32 protein-coding genes are annotated in these 17,241 nt (G+C 60.9%); all 32 read left to right on the top strand.

Annotation, left to right across the window (positions count from 1 at the left end; all coding sequences use genetic code 11):
- Nucleotides 1-4 precede the first annotated feature (4 nt).
- The 32 genes from FJ319_05185 (at nucleotide 5) to rpsI (ending at nucleotide 16,902) form a co-directional block, all read left to right on the top strand.
- Nucleotides 5-289, top strand: coding sequence for a 50S ribosomal protein L23 (locus FJ319_05185; protein ID MBM3933681.1), 285 nt, complete (start codon nucleotides 5-7; stop codon nucleotides 287-289).
- Nucleotides 290-1,129 (top strand): 50S ribosomal protein L2, encoded by an 840-nt coding sequence (gene rplB / locus FJ319_05180; protein ID MBM3933680.1) that lies wholly within the window; start codon nucleotides 290-292, stop codon nucleotides 1,127-1,129.
- 24 nt (nucleotides 1,130-1,153) lie between these two features.
- On the top strand, nucleotides 1,154-1,438 hold the full coding sequence (gene rpsS / locus FJ319_05175; protein ID MBM3933679.1) for a 30S ribosomal protein S19: 285 nt from the start codon (nucleotides 1,154-1,156) through the stop codon (nucleotides 1,436-1,438).
- 23 nt (nucleotides 1,439-1,461) lie between these two features.
- Complete coding sequence (locus FJ319_05170) at nucleotides 1,462-1,800, top strand: 50S ribosomal protein L22 (protein ID MBM3933678.1); 339 nt, start codon at nucleotides 1,462-1,464, stop codon at nucleotides 1,798-1,800.
- Nucleotide 1,801: 1 nt separating this feature from the next.
- Entirely contained in the window at nucleotides 1,802-2,536 is a 735-nt protein-coding gene (gene rpsC, locus FJ319_05165) for a 30S ribosomal protein S3 (protein ID MBM3933677.1), read from the top strand.
- Nucleotides 2,514-2,924 carry a 50S ribosomal protein L16 gene (gene rplP, locus FJ319_05160; protein ID MBM3933676.1) on the top strand — a complete coding sequence of 137 codons (411 nt, stop codon included), beginning with the start codon at nucleotides 2,514-2,516 and terminating at the stop codon, nucleotides 2,922-2,924. The genes rpsC and rplP overlap by 23 nt, the downstream gene beginning before the upstream one ends.
- 79 nt (nucleotides 2,925-3,003) lie before the next feature.
- Nucleotides 3,004-3,207 carry a 50S ribosomal protein L29 gene (locus tag FJ319_05155; protein ID MBM3933675.1) on the top strand — a complete coding sequence of 68 codons (204 nt, stop codon included), beginning with the start codon at nucleotides 3,004-3,006 and terminating at the stop codon, nucleotides 3,205-3,207.
- Nucleotides 3,204-3,548 carry a 30S ribosomal protein S17 gene (gene rpsQ, locus FJ319_05150; protein MBM3933674.1) on the top strand — a complete coding sequence of 115 codons (345 nt, stop codon included), beginning with the start codon at nucleotides 3,204-3,206 and terminating at the stop codon, nucleotides 3,546-3,548. Before FJ319_05155 ends, rpsQ begins: the two co-directional genes overlap by 4 nt.
- 27 nt (nucleotides 3,549-3,575) lie before the next feature.
- On the top strand, nucleotides 3,576-3,944 hold the full coding sequence (gene rplN, locus FJ319_05145; GenBank protein MBM3933673.1) for a 50S ribosomal protein L14: 369 nt from the start codon (nucleotides 3,576-3,578) through the stop codon (nucleotides 3,942-3,944).
- A 2-nt stretch (nucleotides 3,945-3,946) separates the two neighbouring features.
- The gene (locus tag FJ319_05140; GenBank protein MBM3933672.1) at nucleotides 3,947-4,258 is read left to right on the top strand and encodes a 50S ribosomal protein L24; all 312 of its coding nucleotides are present in this window, start codon (nucleotides 3,947-3,949) and stop codon (nucleotides 4,256-4,258) included.
- A complete protein-coding gene (gene rplE, locus FJ319_05135) occupies nucleotides 4,255-5,067 on the top strand; it encodes a 50S ribosomal protein L5 (GenBank protein ID MBM3933671.1) in 813 nt (270 codons plus the stop codon). Before FJ319_05140 ends, rplE begins: the two co-directional genes overlap by 4 nt.
- 41 nt (nucleotides 5,068-5,108) lie before the next feature.
- Complete coding sequence (locus tag FJ319_05130) at nucleotides 5,109-5,294, top strand: type Z 30S ribosomal protein S14 (protein MBM3933670.1); 186 nt, start codon at nucleotides 5,109-5,111, stop codon at nucleotides 5,292-5,294.
- 56 nt (nucleotides 5,295-5,350) lie between these two features.
- On the top strand, nucleotides 5,351-5,755 hold the full coding sequence (rpsH, locus tag FJ319_05125) for a 30S ribosomal protein S8 (GenBank protein ID MBM3933669.1): 405 nt from the start codon (nucleotides 5,351-5,353) through the stop codon (nucleotides 5,753-5,755).
- A gap of 10 nt (nucleotides 5,756-5,765) precedes the next feature.
- On the top strand, nucleotides 5,766-6,311 hold the full coding sequence (locus tag FJ319_05120) for a 50S ribosomal protein L6 (GenBank protein ID MBM3933668.1): 546 nt from the start codon (nucleotides 5,766-5,768) through the stop codon (nucleotides 6,309-6,311).
- 2 nt (nucleotides 6,312-6,313) lie between these two features.
- A complete protein-coding gene (locus FJ319_05115; protein ID MBM3933667.1) occupies nucleotides 6,314-6,682 on the top strand; it encodes a 50S ribosomal protein L18 in 369 nt (122 codons plus the stop codon).
- Nucleotides 6,682-7,287, top strand: coding sequence for a 30S ribosomal protein S5 (locus FJ319_05110; GenBank protein ID MBM3933666.1), 606 nt, complete (start codon nucleotides 6,682-6,684; stop codon nucleotides 7,285-7,287). The genes FJ319_05115 and FJ319_05110 overlap by 1 nt, the downstream gene beginning before the upstream one ends.
- The gene (gene rpmD / locus FJ319_05105; GenBank protein MBM3933665.1) at nucleotides 7,280-7,462 is read left to right on the top strand and encodes a 50S ribosomal protein L30; all 183 of its coding nucleotides are present in this window, start codon (nucleotides 7,280-7,282) and stop codon (nucleotides 7,460-7,462) included. The genes FJ319_05110 and rpmD overlap by 8 nt, the downstream gene beginning before the upstream one ends.
- Nucleotides 7,463-7,487: 25 nt before the next feature.
- Entirely contained in the window at nucleotides 7,488-7,934 is a 447-nt protein-coding gene (locus FJ319_05100) for a 50S ribosomal protein L15 (protein ID MBM3933664.1), read from the top strand.
- On the top strand, nucleotides 7,934-9,280 hold the full coding sequence (gene secY, locus FJ319_05095) for a preprotein translocase subunit SecY (GenBank protein ID MBM3933663.1): 1,347 nt from the start codon (nucleotides 7,934-7,936) through the stop codon (nucleotides 9,278-9,280). Before FJ319_05100 ends, secY begins: the two co-directional genes overlap by 1 nt.
- Nucleotides 9,281-9,315: 35 nt before the next feature.
- Nucleotides 9,316-9,960: an adenylate kinase gene (locus FJ319_05090; GenBank protein MBM3933662.1), complete on the top strand. Its 645-nt coding sequence runs from the start codon at nucleotides 9,316-9,318 to the stop codon at nucleotides 9,958-9,960.
- 152 nt (nucleotides 9,961-10,112) lie between these two features.
- Nucleotides 10,113-10,949 carry a type I methionyl aminopeptidase gene (gene map / locus FJ319_05085; protein ID MBM3933661.1) on the top strand — a complete coding sequence of 279 codons (837 nt, stop codon included), beginning with the start codon at nucleotides 10,113-10,115 and terminating at the stop codon, nucleotides 10,947-10,949.
- 1 nt (nucleotide 10,950) lies between these two features.
- Nucleotides 10,951-11,169 (top strand): translation initiation factor IF-1, encoded by a 219-nt coding sequence (gene infA, locus FJ319_05080; protein ID MBM3933660.1) that lies wholly within the window; start codon nucleotides 10,951-10,953, stop codon nucleotides 11,167-11,169.
- Nucleotides 11,170-11,248: 79 nt separating this feature from the next.
- Nucleotides 11,249-11,362, top strand: coding sequence for a 50S ribosomal protein L36 (gene rpmJ / locus FJ319_05075; GenBank protein MBM3933659.1), 114 nt, complete (start codon nucleotides 11,249-11,251; stop codon nucleotides 11,360-11,362).
- Between the two features lie 29 nt (nucleotides 11,363-11,391).
- Complete coding sequence (rpsM, locus tag FJ319_05070) at nucleotides 11,392-11,772, top strand: 30S ribosomal protein S13 (GenBank protein ID MBM3933658.1); 381 nt, start codon at nucleotides 11,392-11,394, stop codon at nucleotides 11,770-11,772.
- Between the two features lie 19 nt (nucleotides 11,773-11,791).
- The gene (gene rpsK, locus FJ319_05065) at nucleotides 11,792-12,178 is read left to right on the top strand and encodes a 30S ribosomal protein S11 (GenBank protein ID MBM3933657.1); all 387 of its coding nucleotides are present in this window, start codon (nucleotides 11,792-11,794) and stop codon (nucleotides 12,176-12,178) included.
- Between the two features lie 138 nt (nucleotides 12,179-12,316).
- Nucleotides 12,317-13,030, top strand: coding sequence for a hypothetical protein (locus FJ319_05060; GenBank protein MBM3933656.1), 714 nt, complete (start codon nucleotides 12,317-12,319; stop codon nucleotides 13,028-13,030).
- 95 nt (nucleotides 13,031-13,125) lie between these two features.
- Complete coding sequence (gene rpsD, locus FJ319_05055) at nucleotides 13,126-13,758, top strand: 30S ribosomal protein S4 (protein MBM3933655.1); 633 nt, start codon at nucleotides 13,126-13,128, stop codon at nucleotides 13,756-13,758.
- Between the two features lie 53 nt (nucleotides 13,759-13,811).
- Nucleotides 13,812-14,819 carry a DNA-directed RNA polymerase subunit alpha gene (locus FJ319_05050; protein ID MBM3933654.1) on the top strand — a complete coding sequence of 336 codons (1,008 nt, stop codon included), beginning with the start codon at nucleotides 13,812-13,814 and terminating at the stop codon, nucleotides 14,817-14,819.
- 55 nt (nucleotides 14,820-14,874) lie between these two features.
- Nucleotides 14,875-15,237 carry a 50S ribosomal protein L17 gene (locus FJ319_05045; protein ID MBM3933653.1) on the top strand — a complete coding sequence of 121 codons (363 nt, stop codon included), beginning with the start codon at nucleotides 14,875-14,877 and terminating at the stop codon, nucleotides 15,235-15,237.
- Nucleotides 15,238-15,254: 17 nt separating this feature from the next.
- The gene (gene truA / locus FJ319_05040; GenBank protein MBM3933652.1) at nucleotides 15,255-16,064 is read left to right on the top strand and encodes a tRNA pseudouridine(38-40) synthase TruA; all 810 of its coding nucleotides are present in this window, start codon (nucleotides 15,255-15,257) and stop codon (nucleotides 16,062-16,064) included.
- Nucleotides 16,018-16,497, top strand: a complete 480-nt coding sequence (rplM, locus tag FJ319_05035; protein ID MBM3933651.1) for a 50S ribosomal protein L13 — start codon at nucleotides 16,018-16,020, stop codon at nucleotides 16,495-16,497. Before truA ends, rplM begins: the two co-directional genes overlap by 47 nt.
- A 9-nt stretch (nucleotides 16,498-16,506) precedes the next feature.
- Complete coding sequence (rpsI, locus tag FJ319_05030; GenBank protein MBM3933650.1) at nucleotides 16,507-16,902, top strand: 30S ribosomal protein S9; 396 nt, start codon at nucleotides 16,507-16,509, stop codon at nucleotides 16,900-16,902.
- Nucleotides 16,903-17,241: the final 339 nt, after the last annotated feature.

Here is a 17,241-nt window from a genome sequence, read left to right as displayed (position 1 = left end):
ACATATGCAGAGCTTTGAGATTCTGAAGAGGCCGATCATTACTGAGAAGTCCACTCTTCTCCAGGAGCAGGGCCGGTATGCCTTTGAGGTCGCCTCTCATGCGACCAAGCTGGATATTGAGTCCGCCGTGGAGAAGGCCTTCAACGTAAAGGTCGTCAAGGTCAACACCGTGACGATGCGCGGCAAGGCCAAGCGGTTCGGCCCGAAGATCCGCTACGCGAAGTCTTGGAAAAAGGCGATCGTCACCCTGAAGCAGGGCGATAAGATCACGCTGTTCGAGGGTGTGTAAATGCCACTAAAGACATTCAAGCCAACATCTCCGGGACGCCGCGGCGCGGTCCTCCAGACGTTTGAGGAGCTGACCCGGTCGAAGCCCAAGAAGAAGTCGCTCATCGCCAATAACGCCAAGCGGGCGGGCAGGGCGACGGACACCGGGCGGGTGACTGTGCGCCATCGCGGCGGCGGCCACAAGAGGCAGGTCCGCATTGTCGACTACCGGCGCGACAAGCCGGGCGTAGTCGGGCAGGTGGACGCGATCGAGTACGACCCGAACCGGTCTGCCAGGCTCGCTCTTATCAAGTATGTCGATGGCGATTGGCGGTACATTGTTGCTGCTGTCGGCATGAATGTCGGCGACAAGATTGAGACCGGCGAGGGCGCGGACATCAAGACAGGTAACACGTTGCCGCTCAGGGCAATCCCCACCGGCACGATCGTTCACAGCGTGGAGCTGAAGCCCGGCAAGGGCGCTCAACTCGCTCGCAGCGCTGGCGCAGGCGTCCAGGTGCTGGCGAAAGAGGGCGGCTACGCTCTCCTCCGCCTTCCCTCCGGCGAGGTACGCCGGGTCCTGGCGGACTGCAACGCCACCGTCGGCCAGGTAGGCGCGGTGGACCACAAGAACATCAAGCTCGGCAAGGCCGGCCGCAAGCGCCACCTGGGTATCCGGCCGTCGGTACGCGGTGTGGCCATGGCGCCTAATGCTCACCCGCACGGCGGTGGTGAGGGCCGCTCACCCATAGGCATGTCAAGCCCGAAGAGCCCGTGGGGCAAGCCTACTCTCGGCAAGAAGACGCGCCGGAACAAGTCCACGAGCAAGTACATATTGAGCCGCAGAACTCACAATCGGTAGAATAGCTGGAGGCTAGAGACTTACATGTCCAGGTCAGTTAAGAAGGGGCCATACGTAGACGCAAATCTCGCCAAGAAGGTGGAGAGCACCCGGCGCGCGAACAGCAAGGCTGTGATCCGCACCTGGTCCCGGGCATCTATGATCGTCCCCGATATGCTTGGCCTTACGATAGCTATTCATGACGGCCGCCGCCATGTTCCCCTGTTCATCACGGAGAACATGGTTGGCCATCGCCTCGGCGAGTTCGCCCCCACCAGGACGTTCCGCGGGCATTCCTCGAAATCAGAGAAGACCACTTCGCCGTCCTAGGAAAGTGGCAGAGGTCAGGGACAGTGGCTGCAACAGCGACAGCTAAAAACACAGGTATTTCGGCCCGCAAGATGGGGCTGATCATCGACATGGTCAGGGGCAAGAAGGTCCAGGACGCCATGAACATTCTGGCGTTCAACCCCTCTCCCGCCGCCGCCCAGATCGCCAAGGTTGTGAAGTCCGCGACGGCGAACGCCGAGAACGAAATGGTCACTCGGACGGCAGACCTGAAGATCGTGGAGATCTATGCCAACGAAGGCCCCCGCACGGTGCGCTTCCGTGCTCGCGCCCGCGGCCGCGGCACCCGAATTCACCGCAGGAATAGCCACGTCACGGTCGTGGTTGACCAGGAGGCCAAGTAGCTTGGGAAATAAGACTCATCCAGTAGGGTTCCGGCTCGGGATCACTTCCGATTGGAAGGCCAAGTGGTTCGCTGACAAGCAGAAAGAGTACCGCGGGCTTGTCAAAGAAGACATGGCCATCCGGAAGGCCGTAACGTCCAACAAGGACGACGCCGGCATTTCCAGGGTCGATATCGAGCGGGGCTCGAACGATGTGGTGATTACCATCCACACGGCCCGCCCGGGCATCGTGATCGGCCGCGGCGGCCAAAAGGTTGAAGAGCTGCGCAAGGAGCTCGAAAAGCTCACCAGCCGGCGTATCCGCCTGAACATTCAGGATATCCGCCAGGCCGAGTTGGATGCTTACCTGGTGGCCAGGAACATCGCAGACCAGCTCGAGCGGCGCGTGGCGTTCCGCAGGGCCATCAAGCAGGCCGTAACGAGGACTATGCAGTCCGGGGCGAAGGGCATCAAGGTCGTCGCGGGCGGCCGCCTCGGTGGCGGGGAGATTGCGCGCACTGAGAAGGCCATGGAGGGCAGGGTTCCTCTGCACACCCTCCGCGCAGACATCGATTTCGCGATCGCCGAGGCGCATACCGGTTTCGGTCGCATCGGCGTGAAAGTATGGATTTTCAAGGGAGAGGTCCTGCCGCAGCGCAAGCAGGTGGACGCTGTCACCGCGGCGCTCGATGCGACCTCCGCTCCTGCGAAGACCGAGCAAGAGGGTACAGCAAATGCTGCAGCCAAAGAGAGTTAAATACCGCAATAAGCACCGCGGGCGCCGCAAGGGCATCGCGGTAGCCGGAAGCGGGATGAACTTCGGTGCGTTTGGACTCAAGGCCACGGAGTCTGCCTGGGTTTCCTCCAGGCAGATTGAGGCGGCCCGCCGCGTCATCACCCGCTACGCCCGCAAGGGCGGCAAGATCTGGATCAGGATCTTTCCGGACAAGTCCGTCTCCGCTCGCCCTGCCGAAACACGCATGGGCGGCGGTAAAGGCGCCGTTGACCACTGGGTTGCAGTAGTCCTACCGGGCAGGATGCTGTTCGAGGTGTCCGGCATTCCTGAGAGCGATGCCCGCGAGGCCCTGAAACTGGCTTCAAACAAGCTACCAATGGACTGCCGGGTAGTCTCGGCGCACGAGTAGCATTTACTAGACCTCACCATGCCGGGGCCGGCACAGGCCCCGAAGGCCTCTCCCTCAGGGGGAGGAGGAAGAGATACAGATGGAAATCGACGATATCAGAGCATTGGGTGATGCCGATCTGGCCACGGAGCTGGTGGAGTCGCGCAAGGATCAGATGAACCTGCGCTTCCGCGCCGCCACCATGCAGCTGGCCAACGTGCACGAAATCAGCAAGATCCGCAAGAGGATTGCGCGCATCAACACCGTGATCCGAGAAAGGGAGCTGGCGAGGACCGCAAGATGAGCTTTGAAAGACGCAAAGTCAGGGTCGGCACAGTCGTCAGCGACAAGATGGAGAAGACGGTCGTTGTAGAGGTCGAGTGGCGCAGGGTCCACCCGGTCTACAAGAAGGCCGTCCGGCGCAGGACGCGGTTCAAGGCGCACGATGAGGCCAAGATATCCAAGACAGGCGACGTCGTCCGCATTCGCGAGACCCGGCCGCTCTCCAAGACGAAGCGCTGGAGCGTCGTCGAGGTTGTGACCGCGGGCGATATCGCGGAGATACAGCCGGACGAGCTCGGAGTGCCCCAAGAGCAGCCGGTCGAGGCAACGACTACCACGCCGGAAGGCGCCGCCAAGGCCTAACGGCACGGCGCACCAGGAGCTACGAAAGTGATTCAGCAGTATAGCCGATTGAAGGTCGCCGATAATTCCGGCGCAAAGGTCATCAGGTGTATCGGCGTGCCGGGCGGCTCAGGCCGCGTGTACGCCACCCTTGGTGACGTGATCGTTGCCTCCGTCCGCGAGGCCGTGCCCGCCGCCGCCGTCAAGGAGGGCGACGTGGTGAAGGCCGTCATTGTGAGGACCACCAAGGAATACCGCAGGCCGGACGGGTCCTACATCAAGTTCGATGACAACGCCGCTGTGCTCATCAACGATGAGCTGATGCCTCGCGGCACGCGCATCTTCGGGCCGGTGGCCAGGGAGCTGCGCGACAAGAACTTCATGAGGATCGTCTCCCTCGCTCCGGAGGTCCTGTAAACATGAACGTCAGGAAAGAAGATACCGTCCTGGTGCTGCGCGGACGAGATCGCGGCAAGCAGGGCAAGGTGCAGCAGGTCCTTCCGAAGCACGGCAAGGTGCTCGTTGAGGGCGTTAACATGGTTTCCCGGCACGCCAAGGCGTCTGCCACGGTCCGCCAGGCCGGCATCATCCAGAAGGAGATGCCCCTCCTGGCCGCCAACGTTATGCTTGTTTGCACACACTGCAGCAAGCCGACCAGGGTTGGTCATCGCAAGCTTGCGGACGGCACCAAGGCCAGGGTCTGCAAACAGTGCAAGGAAGTGATCGAGTGACTACTGAACAGAACGCAGATAACACCAAGAGCAAGAAGGCTCCAAAGTCCGACGGCGCCAAGGGCGGCGCTGCAAAGCGTTCTGAGGCTGCTGCCGACTCTCCCAAGGCTGAGGCTGCCAAGTCAGAGGCCCCCGCGAAGGGCCAGCAGAAGGGTGAGCAGGCCAAGGGTGGCGCAAAGACCCCCAGGGCTGCCAAGCCTGAATCGGCGCCCATTCCCGAGCGCAAGGGTCCTCTTCCTCCCGCCAGGCTGGCGGTCAGGTACAAGGACGAGGTAGCCGCAACCCTCTTCAAGGAATTCGGCTACTCCAGCACGATGCAGATTCCCAGGCTTGAGAAGATCATCGTGAACGTTGGCATCGGCGCGGAAGCAATCACGAACGCCAAGGCCGTTGAGGCTGCGACGAAGGACATCACCACTATCACCGGGCAGAAGCCGATAACGACTCGCGCCCGCAAGTCAATCGCGACCTTCAAGATCAGGCAGGGGATGCCCATGGGCATCACCGTTACCCTCCGCGGTCGCAGGATGTACGAGTTTTACGACAGGCTCGTCAGCTCCGCGCTGCCGAGAATCCGCGACTTCCGCGGCGTCCCGCGGAACGCCTTCGACGGGCGCGGCAATTACGCCCTCGGACTCAAGGAGCAGGTTATGTTCCCGGAGATCGAGTACAACTCGATCGACAGGATGCGCGGCCTTCAGATCGTGATCGTAACTACAGCCGCGTCGGACCGCGAAGGCTTCAGGCTCATGGAGCTTCTGGGAATGCCTTTCGAGAAGTCCGTGGGCTCCGGGAAGCGCGCCGCGTAGTAATTTTGACAATCAAGAGAAGTTAGCAGGGAGCACGCACTTTGGCTAAGGAATCCAAGATAGCACGGTGGAAGAAGCCACAGCGGTTCGCCGTAAGGTACCATAACCGCTGCAACCGGTGTGGCAGGCCTCGCGCCTACATCAGGCACGCCGGCCTCTGCCGCATATGCTTCAGGGAAATGGCGCTCACCGGGATGCTTCCTGGAGTGCGCAAGGCCAGCTGGTAATGAATCCTGCCGGGCCGTGGCCCGGCGAACAGTGACAGGCGGATCAGGGAGACGCAATGGCAGTAGCTACAGACCCCATCGCAGATATGCTGACGCGCATTCGTAACGCCGTGGCCGTGCGCCACGAATCGGTCACGGTGCCTGCGTCCAATATGAACTCGTCTTTGGCCAAGATCCTCAAGGAAGAGGGCTTTATCGAGGACTTCGAGGTGAGCCAGGGCCAGAACGTCCAGGGCGCCATCAAAGTGTACCTCCACTATCGCGGCAAAGAAGAGTCCGCAATCACAGGTATCAAAAGGGTCAGCCGCCCCGGCCTGCGGGTGTACGTGCGCAAGGGCGAGATTCCCAGGTACTACGGCGGCATGGGTGTAGCCGTACTCTCCACGTCCAAGGGCGTGATGACGGGCAAGTCCGCGTGGCGCGAAGGCGTCGGCGGAGAGCTGCTCTGCTACGTTTGGTAAGGAGCCGATAATGTCCAGGATAGGTAATCTGGCCATCGCACTCCCAAAGGGTGTTGAGGCCACAGTGAAGGGCAGTGAAGTGACCGTGAAGGGGCCGAAGGGCACTCTCACCCAGTCATTCAACCCCGAGATGAAGATCACGGCCGACAAGGCATCCATCAAAGTGCAGCGGCCGTCCGATGAGCGAGGCCACAAGGCGGTGCACGGACTGACACGCGCACTGATAGCCAACATGGTGACCGGCGCGAGCCAGGGTTACACCAAGTCGCTGGAGCTTGTCGGCGTCGGCTATCGAGTGCAGCCATCCGGCAAGGGCGTCAGCCTGAGCCTGATGTACAGCCACACCGTTGATGTCCAACCGGTCGCCGGCGTTACCCTCGAGGTTGAGGGCACTACCAAGGTGCACGTGAAGGGCATCGACAGGCAGGTAGTCGGCCAGCTGGCCGCGAAGATACGTGGAGTTAAGCCGCCCAATGCCTACACAGGCAAGGGCATCCGATATGTTGGCGAGCAGGTCCGGCTGAAGCCGGGCAAGAGCGCCAGGAGGGCTGCGTAGCAATGTCCAGGGAAGGTTCCAGCACGGCGCGACGGGTGGCACGCCACCAGAGGGTGCGCCGCAAAGTAAAGGGCACGGCCGATAGGCCAAGGCTCGCGGTCTTCCGAAGCCTGAACCACATCTATGCCCAGGTCATCGACGATACGAAGGGTGTGACGCTGGCAGCAGCTTCCAGCATGGAAGGCGACGTCAAGTCCAAGGCCGATGGCCAGAAGAAGGTCAAGGTCTCTGAGATGGTGGGCAAGCTGGTCGCCGTGAGGGCGAAGGCCCAGGGCGTGTCGGCGGTGGTGTTCGACCGCGGCGGGTACCTGTACCATGGCCGTATCAAGGCCGTCGCGGACGCGGCGCGCAAGGGAGGTCTTTCCTTCTAATGGTGACCCAGCAAGAGAGAATCAATCCGGAGGCACTGGCCCTCTCAGAGCGTGTAGTGAAGATTTCCCGCGTCGCCAAGGTTGTGAAGGGCGGTCGCCACCTTAGCTTCAGCGCTGTGGTGGTCATCGGCGACGGCGCCGGCCACGTTGGCGTAGGCATGGGCAAGGCAGACGCCGTACCCGATGCCGTGCGCAAGGGCGTGGTCGAGGCAAAGAAGAACATGATACGCGTGCCGCTCAAGGGCAGCACAATTCCGCATGAGGTCGTAGCTTACGCGGACGCCTCCCAGGTAATGCTCAAGCCGGCCGGCCCGGGCACCGGCGTTATCGCCGGCGGCGCGGTCCGCGCGGTGGTTGAGCTTGCCGGTGTGAAGGACATTCTTACCAAGGCCCGCGGCAGCACCAACCCGGTCAACGCGGTCAAGGCCGCTTTCAACGGGCTGGCGATGCTCAAGGACCCCCAGGAGGTGCTCGCGAAGCGCAGGCAGCTCGTGGAGAACCCGCCGGTGCGACGCCAGCCCAAGCAGGGGCAGAGGAAGCCGAGGCCGCCCCAGGCCCAGCCCCCTCAGCAGCAACAGCAACAGGTGGCAGCTCAGAATGGCTAAGATCGCTGTAACGTACGTCAAAAGCGCGACCGGCTACGATGCCGGTCAGAGAAGGACTGTGGAGAGCCTGGGCCTTCGAAAGCTTCACCAGACGGTGGAGCACGAGGACACCCCGGCCATCCGCGGAGCGATCTCAAAGGTCGCTCACCTGGTCAACATCAAGCCGATCGAGTAGACAATCTACCCTGGAATAACACAAGATGCGATTGCACGATCTCAAGCCCGCAGAGGGCGCAAAGAAAGACCGAAAGCGCGTAGGTCGCGGCGACGGCAGCGGTAGCGGCAGCTACTCCGGCCGCGGCATGAAGGGACAGAAGGCCCGGAGCGGTGGGCAGATGAGGCCCGGCTTCGAGGGCGGCCAGCTCCCCATAATCAAGGCAATGCCCCGCCTGCGCGGCTTTACAAACAAGTTTCGCGTGGAGTACAGCGAGATTAACGTGGACCAGCTTGGCGGGTTTGCCGCCAATGTCGAGGTTACCGCGAAGATCCTGGCTGAAGCCGGCATCCTGAAGGATGCCAAAAAGCCGGTGAAGGTCCTGGGCCGTGGGGAGTTGAGCGTTCCTCTGGTGGTGGAGGCCCAGAAATTCACCGGGTCCGCACGACAGAAGATTGAAGCTGCCGGCGGCAGCGTCAGGGAGATCAGCTAGTGGTACGCCAGAGCCAGGCTGCCAGGTCAGATATAACAAAGCCGCAGCTCCTGCAGTCGGTATTGGCCGCGTGGCGCATACCCGACCTCAGGGCGAAGATTTTGTTCACGCTCGCGATGCTCGTGGTCTTCCGCTTCGTTGCGCACGTTCCTGTGCCCGGAGTGGACGTTCAGGCGCTCAACCAGGCCTTTGAGCAGCAGGCGCTACTGGGCTTCCTGGACCTGTTCAGCGGCGGCGCTCTCTCTAATCTGAGCATCGCCGCGCTTGGCGTTTATCCCTATATTACTGCGTCTATCGTGGTGCAGATTATGATACCGATTGTTCCCAGGCTAAAGGCGATATCCCAGGAGGGCGAATACGGTCGCCAGCGGATAAACCAGATCACGCACTACCTGGCCGTTCCTGTCGCGCTGTTCCAGGGGTGGGGCCAGCTCACAATCCTGCGGCAGTCAAACGTTCTCCCCGGCGTGGACTTCGGACTTAACCTGCAGACGGCGGCGATTATGGCCTCCCTGGTTGCGGGCACAATGTTCCTGGTATGGCTGGGCGAGCTCATTACGGAGCGCGGCCTCGGCAACGGCGTCTCGATCATCATCTTCGGTGGCATCGTCGCGCAGTTCCCCCAGCTCATCGGCCAGAGCTTCCTCGAGCCGGGCCAAACTCGCGGTCTCATTATGCTCGCGGTGTTCGGTTTCGCACTCATCTTTGTGATTGTATGGTTTACCGAGGCGGTCAGGCGCATCCCCGTCCAGTACGGGCGCAGCATTTTCCGCGGCGGCAGGATGCAGAGGCAGAGCGGCGCGACGTTCCTCCCATTGAAGGTCAACTCCGCCGGCATGATCCCTCTGATCTTCGCCTTCTCGATCATCATCCTCCCGGTGACGGTCGCAAGCTACTTCAGGGCCGCTCCCGGGGAAGCCAACCCGTCGATCTTCGAGAGGCTGGCGGGCTTCTTTACGACCACCTTCGATCCTCAAGGCGGGGTGTACTGGATCGCCGTCTTTATCCTGGTGGTGGTCTTTACCTTCTTCTACACGCTAATCATCTTCCAGCAGCAGAACCTGGCGGAGACGCTCCAGCGCAACGGCGGCTTCATACCGGGCATTCGGCCTGGCGAGCCCACGCAGGACTATCTCAATAAGGTCATTCTCCGCATCACCTGGGGAGGCGCGCTGTTCCTGGGAATCATCGCGGTGATGCCGTTCTTTGTGACGCTTATTACCGACATTCGCGCGCTCACCTTGAGCAGCACGAGCCTGCTCATTATGGTGGGAGTTGCGCTGGACACGATGCGGCAGCTTGAGGCTCAGCTTTTGATGAGGAACTACGAAGGGTTCATCAAGTAGTTCCCGTAGCCAAACACCAATTAGAGACAGGACAGTTGAAAGTCATCCTTGTTGGACCCCCGGGCGCGGGAAAAGGCACCCAGGCGTCAAGAATCGCCGAGCATCTGAAGATTCCGAAGGTTGCCTCCGGCGACCTGTTTCGCGAGCATCGGGCAAAGAACACTGAACTGGGCCAGCTCGCGAAGTCCTACATGGACAAAGGCGCTCTGGTCCCGGATGAGGTCACCATCAAGATGGTGATGGACTGGATTGAGAAGAACGCGAAGAACGGCGGTTTTCTGCTGGACGGCTTTCCGCGGACTCTCCCCCAGGCGCAGGCGCTCGATGCGGCACTCAAGGGCAAGGGCGGGATTAACCGGGTGCTTTACATAAAGGTGAGCGAAGACGAACTCGTTCGTCGCCTGTCCGGTCGCAGGGTATGCAGGTCCTGTCAGGCAGTCTATAACGTTAACACGGCCCCGCCTAAGAAGGCGGGAGTGTGCGATGCCTGCGGTGGTGAGCTTTACCAGCGCGAGGACGATAAGCCCGAGGCGGTAAAGCACCGGATTAAAGTGGTGTACCTCCAGGACACGGCGCCTCTTGTGGCGTACTACAAGAAGGCCGGGGTTCTGCGGGAGATCAACGGCGAAAGGTCTATCGAAGAGGTCGGACAGGACCTCATCGGGGCAGTCAAGAGATAACATCCCCGGCGGCAAAGATGTTGCATTCCTGCGCCGAGGATGTATACTTTTGTTTCCGGCTGCGGTACCGGGCAAGTTAGACGCGACTTTGAAGATAGCGTGTGCTATGATCGATAGCGGTGCCTTTTTTGAAGGCGCCTTTGCACGTGTTCATGTCAAAGGGCCAGGTCCGGGAGAGTGTCATTAATTACGCAGCACGAATCGGGGCATCCAAGCCGGACGGCATCACGCTAAAGTCTCCAAAAGAGATAGAGTTGATGCGGGCGGCCGGCAAGGTCGTCGCCCAAACGAAGGCGAAGGTGCTCCAGGCGGTCAGACCGGGCGTCACGTCACGTGAGCTCGACCAGATCGCGGAGAAAGAGATCCGGCGAATGGGGGCCGTACCCTCGTTCAAAGGGTACAGGGGTTTTCCTGCCACGATCTGTGTATCTTTCAATGAAGAGATCGTTCACGGGATCCCGTCCGGCAGGGTGCTGAAGGAAGGCGACGTCGTCAGCCTGGACTTCGGCGCCGTGGTCGGTGGGTTCCACTCGGACAGCGCTGTAACTGTAGGGGTCGGGAAAGTCTCGCCCGAAGCGCAGCGCCTGATGGACGTGACGAGAGACTCGCTCCTGGCGGGGATCGCGCAGGTGCAGCCCGGGAACCGCATCGGGGATATCGCCGCCGCGGTACAGGAATACGCAGAGACACGCGGGTACGGAGTAGTCAGGGAGTACGTCGGGCATGGGATCGGCCGCGCCCTGCACGAGGACCCGCAGGTCCCCAACTACGGCATTGCCGGACGGGGGCCGCTGCTGAAGGTCGGGATGGTCCTCGCTATCGAGCCGATGCTTAACATAGGCGGTTGGCAGACAAAAGTTCTCAAGGACGGCTGGACGGTGGTGACCGCCGACGGGACCATCTCGGCGCACTTTGAGGACACGGTCGCCATTACAGAGAATGGAGTCGAAGTGCTGACGGCCCTGCAGGGTGTCGTCGGCAGGGAGTGATATGTCAAAGAAGGAAGCGATAGAAGTAGAGGGCAGGGTAACGGAGTCCCTGCGAGACGCGACCTTCAAGGTAGAGCTGGCGAATGGCCACGAAGTGTTGGCTTACGTCTCTGGCAAGATTCGAATGAACTACATAAGGGTGCTGCCCGGCGACAGGGTTCTCGTTGAGCTCTCGCCTTACGACCTCAGCCGTGGCAGGATTACTTATAGATTCCGATAGGCCGATACCGAGGGTTGCCGCACAAGTTGGGCCTGAACGCAGGCCGGCTTATTGAAACTGGTACCGATGGAGAATGACGATGAAGATTTCGGCTTCGGTAAAGACGCGTTGCGCCAAGTGCCGGGTTATCCGGAGGCACGGCCGCGTCATGATTATTTGCACGAATCTGAAGCACAAGCAGAGGCAGGGTTAGCCTCACCGGCTTTCCTTTGGGAGTAAATAATGGCGATTGTATCCGGCGTTAACATACCTGACGGCAAGCGTGTCCATGTGGCCTTGCAGAGTATCTACGGCATTGGCGAGTACCAGGCCCTGGATATTCTCTCCAAGGCGGGGATCCAGAACAACCCGAGGGTCAAGGACCTGACGGAGACTGAGCTCACCCGCATCAGGGACATCGTCGACCACGGCAAGAAGGTAGAGGGCGATCTTCGCAGGGAGGTCAACCTGAATATCCGCCGCCTTATCGAGGTCGGCGCATACAGGGGTATTCGCCACCGCCGCGGGCTGCCCGTTCGTGGGCAGAGGACCAAGACGAACGCCAGGGCCAAGCGCGGCCGCCGCATACCTGTAGCGGGCAAGAAGCAGGTAACTCGCAAGTAGTTTTTGAAAGAGGCGAACGATGCCAAGGGCACCCAGGACGCGACGCAAAGAGCGCAAGTCGATTCCGGTTGGACGCGCGTACGTGCAGTCCACATTTAACAACACAATGATCACACTCACCGACCCGCAGGGCAATGTGCTCGCATGGGGCAGTGCCGGCGGTGTAGGGTTCAAGGGCTCCAGGAAGTCCACGGCGTTCGCTGCGCAGCGCGCCGCCGAGGCCACGGCCAAGAAGGGCATGGAGCAGGGTCTCCGGCAGGTCGAGGTCTTCGTCAGGGGCCCGGGCGCCGGGCGCGAGTCGGCCATCCGCTCGCTCCAGGCATCCGGTATCCACGTGACCAGCATCCGCGACCTTACGCCGGTGCCGCACAACGGCTGCAGGCCCCGCAAGCGCCGCCGCGTCTAGACCGGTTTGAGCATCTATGAAGGCGGAGCCGAGGCCGGGAAGACGGCTGTCAGACCGATGGGTCTAAGCGCCATCTTGAACGAGTCGTTCAGGCTGTATGGCAGGTCATTTGGGGCCTTCCTCGGGATTTCCGCCGTTGTGCTCGTCCCGGCTACAGCCATCCAGACGGTGGTGAGCGCCACCGTGGGTTGGGGGCCGGTAATCGGGGCGGCAGCGAATTTTGGGATGATAGCAGCTCTGGTCTTCGCGCTTGCCGCGATGACGGTGGCCGTAGGGCAGAGCTACTCAATTAACAACATTAGTGTCGGTTGGAGCTACCGGCGGGCAGTAAGGCATTCGGTGCCGCTGGTCCTTGTGGCTCTGGCATTCTGGTTGCTGTGGATGGGGGTGCAGGGCGCGCTGCTGGTGGCCGATAGGGCCGGTGGCACGTCGATGTCCCTCCCTGCAACCGTCGCTGTCGCTGCTGTACTGTTTCCGACCTTTGTGGTCCTGGCGGTACACATGGTCACGGCGGTCCAGGCAGCGACCATCGAAGGGTTGCCCGCGCCGGCAGCCATCGGGCGCAGCGTGCATCTTGTCGGTGGGAACGCATTCAGGCTGCTTGCCGCATCACTTGTCCTGCTGGCGGCGGCAATCGGCGTAGGCATCGTTCTGATGCTTCCGGTGATGGCCGCAATGGCGATTGTTGGAGTAGACGCCGTCGGCGGCGGGTTTCCGTTGCCGGTTGAGCTGGTGGTGGCGGCGGCGAACGCTGCGTTGGCGCCTCCTGTCGTCGGGATCGGGCTCAGCCTGGTTTACTACGACCTGAGGGTGCGTAAAGAGGGGTTTGATTACGAAATGCTCTCTACGTAAACGGGAGAGCAGAGCGCCTGAGCATTCGAGCCAGCGCGCGTAAAGCGGTGAATCCGCTGTCCGGAGTTTTGAGGAGGTCCTGTAAACAGGCTCATATGGCACGATACATTGATCCATCCTGCCGTCAGTGCCGCCGAATAGGCGAGAAGCTCTTCCTGAAGGGCACCCGGTGCTACACGCCCAAGTGCGCTGTAGAGCGCCGCAAGCGCACCCCCGGCCCTCACCAGCCCAAGCGAAGGCGGACGTCCGACTGGGCCGTCCAGCTCCGCGAGAAGCAGAAGGCAAAGTTCACCTACGGCATTCTTGAGCGGCAGTTCCGCCGGTACTTTGAGAACGCCAGGGAGAACACGGGTATCACCGGCGAGATTCTCCTGCAGATCCTGGAGCGACGGCTGGACAACACCATCTATCGCCTTTCATTCGCGGACTCCCGCAAGCAGGCGAGGGAGCTGGTAAACCACGGCCACTTCACCGTAAACGGTCGCAGGGTGGATATCCCGTCCTACCTGGTCCGGCCCGGCGACGTTATCGCCTGGGCGGAAGTGGAAGAAGGCGTCGTTCCGGCGTTTATCCAGCAGTTGACGGACGGCACGGCAAAGCATTCCGTTCCCCGCTGGCTCAAGATAGATGCCGCGGCACTCAAGGGTGAAGTGCTTTCCCTCCCGGACGTTTCGGAGAACGACACCGGCATTGAGCCGCGCCTGATCGTAGAGTCCTATAACCGGTAGTCTTGAACTTATCTCCAACTCCGCGGCTTTGACTGACAGGAGTTCCTAACGATATGGTAAATTTCCAGTCTTTTGCCTTTAAGGATGCTTCGGCCGAGGAACAGGGACGCGATCCTGTTTCCCAGATCAAGGTCGTCGATGCCGACGACCGGTATGGGAAATTTGTCGCGGAGCCCCTTCCCCAGGGCTACGGCAACACGTTGGGCGCCCCGCTGAGGCGCGTGCTGTTCAGCTCGCTCCCCGGAACCGCTATCACCTGGGTGAAGATAGACAGCGTCCTTCACGAGTACGCCACCATTCCCCACGTCAAGGAGCAGGTCTCCGATTTTCTCCTGAACGTTAAGGGCATTCGCCTGAAGTCCGAAGTGGACCGGAGGGGCAAGCTCCGCCTTGAAGTTGCGGGGCAAGGCGAGGTCAGCGCCGGGGACATCATGGCCTCCTCCGAGTTCGAGATCGTTAACCCGGAGCTTCATCTGGCAACGCTGGACTCGGACGATGCAAATCTCTCCGTTGAGTTCAACGTAGAGCGCGGCAAAGGCTATTCCGAGGCCTCGCGCGGCGACGGCCTGCCGATTGGCGTCCTGCCGGTGGATGCTATCTTCAGCCCCGTTCGCAAGGTCAACTACAAGGTTGAGCCGGTGCGCGTGGGCCATCGCACTGATTTCGAGCGGCTGACGCTTGAAATCTGGACCGACGGATCGATCGCGCCCGTGGACGCTCTGCGCCAGGCCGGTAAGATTCTGGTCGACCAGTTCTTCCTGTTCGCGAATGCGCAGAAGGCGTCCGAAAGCAGCGAAGAGGGCACACCCATTCGCCTCAAGATCTCACCGGAGCAGTACAACGTCCCTGTGGAGAGGCTTGACCTTTCGTCCAGGACTCTGAACTGCCTGAAGCGCGCAGGTATAGACAAGGTGGGGCAGGTGCTGGAGATGAAGCGGTCAGCGCTCCTCCAGATCAGGAACTTCGGCGAGAAGTCACTGAACGAACTCTATGACAGGCTGCGCGAGATGAACCTGCTGCCCGCGGAGATAGACCCGGAGAACCAGCAGGAAGAGAAATAAGACGCGGCGGAGCTCGGCGCAGAGACAACCAAGGCGTAGAACCAGGAGACTAGACGTGAGACACGGTCTTTCAGGGCGAAAGCTGGGACGCCCAACCAACGAAAGAATTGCAATACTGAAGCTGGGGGTAGCCTCCCTCATTCAGCACGAGTCAATACAGACCACCGAGCCCAAGGCCAAAGAGATCCGCCGCATGGCGGAGAAGCTCATAACCCGCAGCAAGGGTGGCACGCTGCACGATCGCCGCATGGTCGCTGCGGTCATCACCGACGAGAAGGTAGTGACGAAGCTGTTCGAAGTGATCGGCCCGCGCTACAAGACGCGGCCGGGTGGGTACACCCGCATCATGAAGACCGAGCCGCGCAAGGGCGATGCCGCGCCGATGGCCATTCTTGAGCTGGTGCCGGAAGGCAAGTAGAAATCAAGGCTAATGAGATGAGGCTCGCGCTGGTAGTCGAGTACGACGGCACCGCCTACAGCGGTTTCCAGCACCAGGCGAAAGCCCCCTCGGTCCAACAGCAACTCGAGAGGGCAATTAACAACCTCACCGGGGAATTTGTAAGAGTTAAAGGGGCGGGGAGAACTGACGCCGGGGTACACGCCCTGGGCCAGGTCGTAGCGTTCGACACCTCGTCGCGGCATGGGCTGGCGACGTTCCAAAAGGCGCTTAATCACTACCTGCCAGCCGACATATCAGTGAAATGGGTGGGCGCCGCTCCGGATGATTTCGATCCGCGGCGGCATGCCCGAAGCCGCAGGTACAGGTATGTGATATACTGCGCTGCGGCCAGATCGCCCCTCCTCAGGCGAATCACGCATCACGTATCAGCCCGGCTGGATGTGGGGGCTATGCGGACTGGGGCGGCGATGTTCGAAGGTGTGCACGACTTTGCAGGTTTTGCGGCCCCTTTGGCGCGCAGGGACGCAAGCACCGTCAGGGAAGTGTTTGAGGCCGGCGTGGTTACGCAGCCTCCCCTGCTGACCTTTGAGGTCGAAGGGAACGCCTTCCTGCCGCACCAGGTGCGCCGTATGGCCGGCGCGCTGGTGGATGTGGGACTGGGGAAAATCACCCCGGTCCAGTTAAAAGCGATGATAGACAGGACGCCGGTAGATTGCGTGGCGCGAGCGCTTCCTCCGGAAGGCCTCTGTCTAATCAGGGTAAATTACGACGATTTCCGCTTAAAGGTTGGTGAGACAGATGGCAACGAACATACATCCGCACTGGACACGGGTCTCGGACGTTAAGGCTGCGTGGCACGTTGTGGATGCGTCAGGCAAGAACCTCGGACGGCTCTCGACCGAGATCGCAACGCTGCTCACGGGCAAGAACAAGCCAAGCTATGTGCCGTACCTGAACACCGGCGACTTCGTGGTGGTGATCAACGCGGAGAAGATACAGGTCACCGGCGCCAAGCTGGACAAGAAGGTCTACTACCGGCACAGCGGCTTCCACGGCGGTCTGAAGACGCAGACACTGGCCGAGCTGCATACCAAGTACCCTGCTCGCGTACTTAAGCACTCCATCAAGGGAATGCTTCCCAAGAACGCAGTCGGGAAGAACATGCTCTCACGTGTCAAGATCTACACCGGCAGCGAGCACCCGCACGCCGCCCAGGTCAACGCATCAAACAAGGCCGCGCAGCCGTCCGAGACGCCTGCCACGGCTTCGGCATCCTAGGAGGCCCAGGTGAACCAGCAGAGCTACTATTATGGGACCGGCCGGCGCAAGACAGCTGTAGCCCGCGTTAGGGTATATATGGAGCGCGGCCCCATCGTTGTGAACGGCAAGCCGTTTGAAGAGGCCTTCCCCTGGGAGCAGTGGCAGACCGTGATTACATCCCCTTTCAAAGTCACAGACACGGTCGGGCAGTTCAGGGTCGTTGCCAAGGTAGACGGCGGCGGCGTCGTCAGCCAGGCCGGGGCCCTGCGGCACGGCATCGCCCGCGCTCTCGAGACGGCAGACCCCAACCTCCGCGCATCTCTCAAGAAGGCGGGCTTCATCACCCGCGATTCTCGTGAGAAGGAGAGCAAGAAGTACGGTCTGAAGCGCGCCCGCAAGGCCAAGCAGTACAGCAAGCGATGATGTGGCCTTAGCAGGCAGTTGCTTGTTGATCTGATTTTGAGGCCCCTTGACCAAAGTGCAAGGGGCCTTTCTCTTATCCAGGGACCCACAAAACCGGGACAATAGCGTTCCCTTTTTCTGGTCCTCTGCCGTGGTGCCGCTGGCGTAGGAAAGCAACAGGGGCCGCGACTCGCGAGTCGCGGCCCCTGTTATATTCCACCGTTAACCGGTCTTACTGGCCCATTACAGCGTTCCAGTAGGCAGGGTCTATGAAGCTGACGCTGCGGTACTTCTTGGACTTGTTGCCAGGGTGGTAGAGGTTGTCCGTCCCGTCTTCGAAGTACAGGGTCACATAGTCCG

The sequence above is a fragment of the SAR202 cluster bacterium genome, from assembly GCA_016872355.1.
In the GTDB taxonomy this organism is placed as follows: domain Bacteria; phylum Chloroflexota; class Dehalococcoidia; order Lucifugimonadales; family VGZY01; genus VGZY01.
The sequence above is the reverse complement of the archived record's forward strand: the minus strand, read 5'-3'. Positions and strand labels throughout refer to the sequence as shown.

What these genes read in the sequence shown, in the direction of transcription:
- FJ319_05115 (MBM3933667.1), top strand. Translation starts at nt 6,314, where the DNA reads ATGTCCAGGGAAGGTTCCAGCACGGCGCGACGGGTGGCACGCCACCAG.
- FJ319_05120 (MBM3933668.1), top strand. Translation starts at nt 5,766, where the DNA reads ATGTCCAGGATAGGTAATCTGGCCATCGCACTCCCAAAGGGTGTTGAG.
- rplP (MBM3933676.1), top strand. Translation starts at nt 2,514, where the DNA reads ATGCTGCAGCCAAAGAGAGTTAAATACCGCAATAAGCACCGCGGGCGC.
- FJ319_05100 (MBM3933664.1), top strand. Translation starts at nt 7,488, where the DNA reads ATGCGATTGCACGATCTCAAGCCCGCAGAGGGCGCAAAGAAAGACCGA.
- rpmD (MBM3933665.1), top strand. Translation starts at nt 7,280, where the DNA reads ATGGCTAAGATCGCTGTAACGTACGTCAAAAGCGCGACCGGCTACGAT.
- FJ319_05140 (MBM3933672.1), top strand. Translation starts at nt 3,947, where the DNA reads ATGAACGTCAGGAAAGAAGATACCGTCCTGGTGCTGCGCGGACGAGAT.
- FJ319_05185 (MBM3933681.1), top strand. Translation starts at nt 5, where the DNA reads ATGCAGAGCTTTGAGATTCTGAAGAGGCCGATCATTACTGAGAAGTCC.
- rpsD (MBM3933655.1), top strand. Translation starts at nt 13,126, where the DNA reads ATGGCACGATACATTGATCCATCCTGCCGTCAGTGCCGCCGAATAGGC.
- infA (MBM3933660.1), top strand. Translation starts at nt 10,951, where the DNA reads ATGTCAAAGAAGGAAGCGATAGAAGTAGAGGGCAGGGTAACGGAGTCC.
- FJ319_05155 (MBM3933675.1), top strand. Translation starts at nt 3,004, where the DNA reads ATGGAAATCGACGATATCAGAGCATTGGGTGATGCCGATCTGGCCACG.
- FJ319_05050 (MBM3933654.1), top strand. Translation starts at nt 13,812, where the DNA reads ATGGTAAATTTCCAGTCTTTTGCCTTTAAGGATGCTTCGGCCGAGGAA.
- rpsS (MBM3933679.1), top strand. Translation starts at nt 1,154, where the DNA reads ATGTCCAGGTCAGTTAAGAAGGGGCCATACGTAGACGCAAATCTCGCC.
- truA (MBM3933652.1), top strand. Translation starts at nt 15,255, where the DNA reads ATGAGGCTCGCGCTGGTAGTCGAGTACGACGGCACCGCCTACAGCGGT.
- rpsQ (MBM3933674.1), top strand. Translation starts at nt 3,204, where the DNA reads ATGAGCTTTGAAAGACGCAAAGTCAGGGTCGGCACAGTCGTCAGCGAC.
- rpsK (MBM3933657.1), top strand. Translation starts at nt 11,792, where the DNA reads ATGCCAAGGGCACCCAGGACGCGACGCAAAGAGCGCAAGTCGATTCCG.
- rplM (MBM3933651.1), top strand. Translation starts at nt 16,018, where the DNA reads ATGGCAACGAACATACATCCGCACTGGACACGGGTCTCGGACGTTAAG.
- rpsM (MBM3933658.1), top strand. Translation starts at nt 11,392, where the DNA reads ATGGCGATTGTATCCGGCGTTAACATACCTGACGGCAAGCGTGTCCAT.
- rpsH (MBM3933669.1), top strand. Translation starts at nt 5,351, where the DNA reads ATGGCAGTAGCTACAGACCCCATCGCAGATATGCTGACGCGCATTCGT.
- rplB (MBM3933680.1), top strand. Translation starts at nt 290, where the DNA reads ATGCCACTAAAGACATTCAAGCCAACATCTCCGGGACGCCGCGGCGCG.
- map (MBM3933661.1), top strand. Translation starts at nt 10,113, where the DNA reads ATGTCAAAGGGCCAGGTCCGGGAGAGTGTCATTAATTACGCAGCACGA.
- rpmJ (MBM3933659.1), top strand. Translation starts at nt 11,249, where the DNA reads ATGAAGATTTCGGCTTCGGTAAAGACGCGTTGCGCCAAGTGCCGGGTT.
- FJ319_05110 (MBM3933666.1), top strand. Translation starts at nt 6,682, where the DNA reads ATGGTGACCCAGCAAGAGAGAATCAATCCGGAGGCACTGGCCCTCTCA.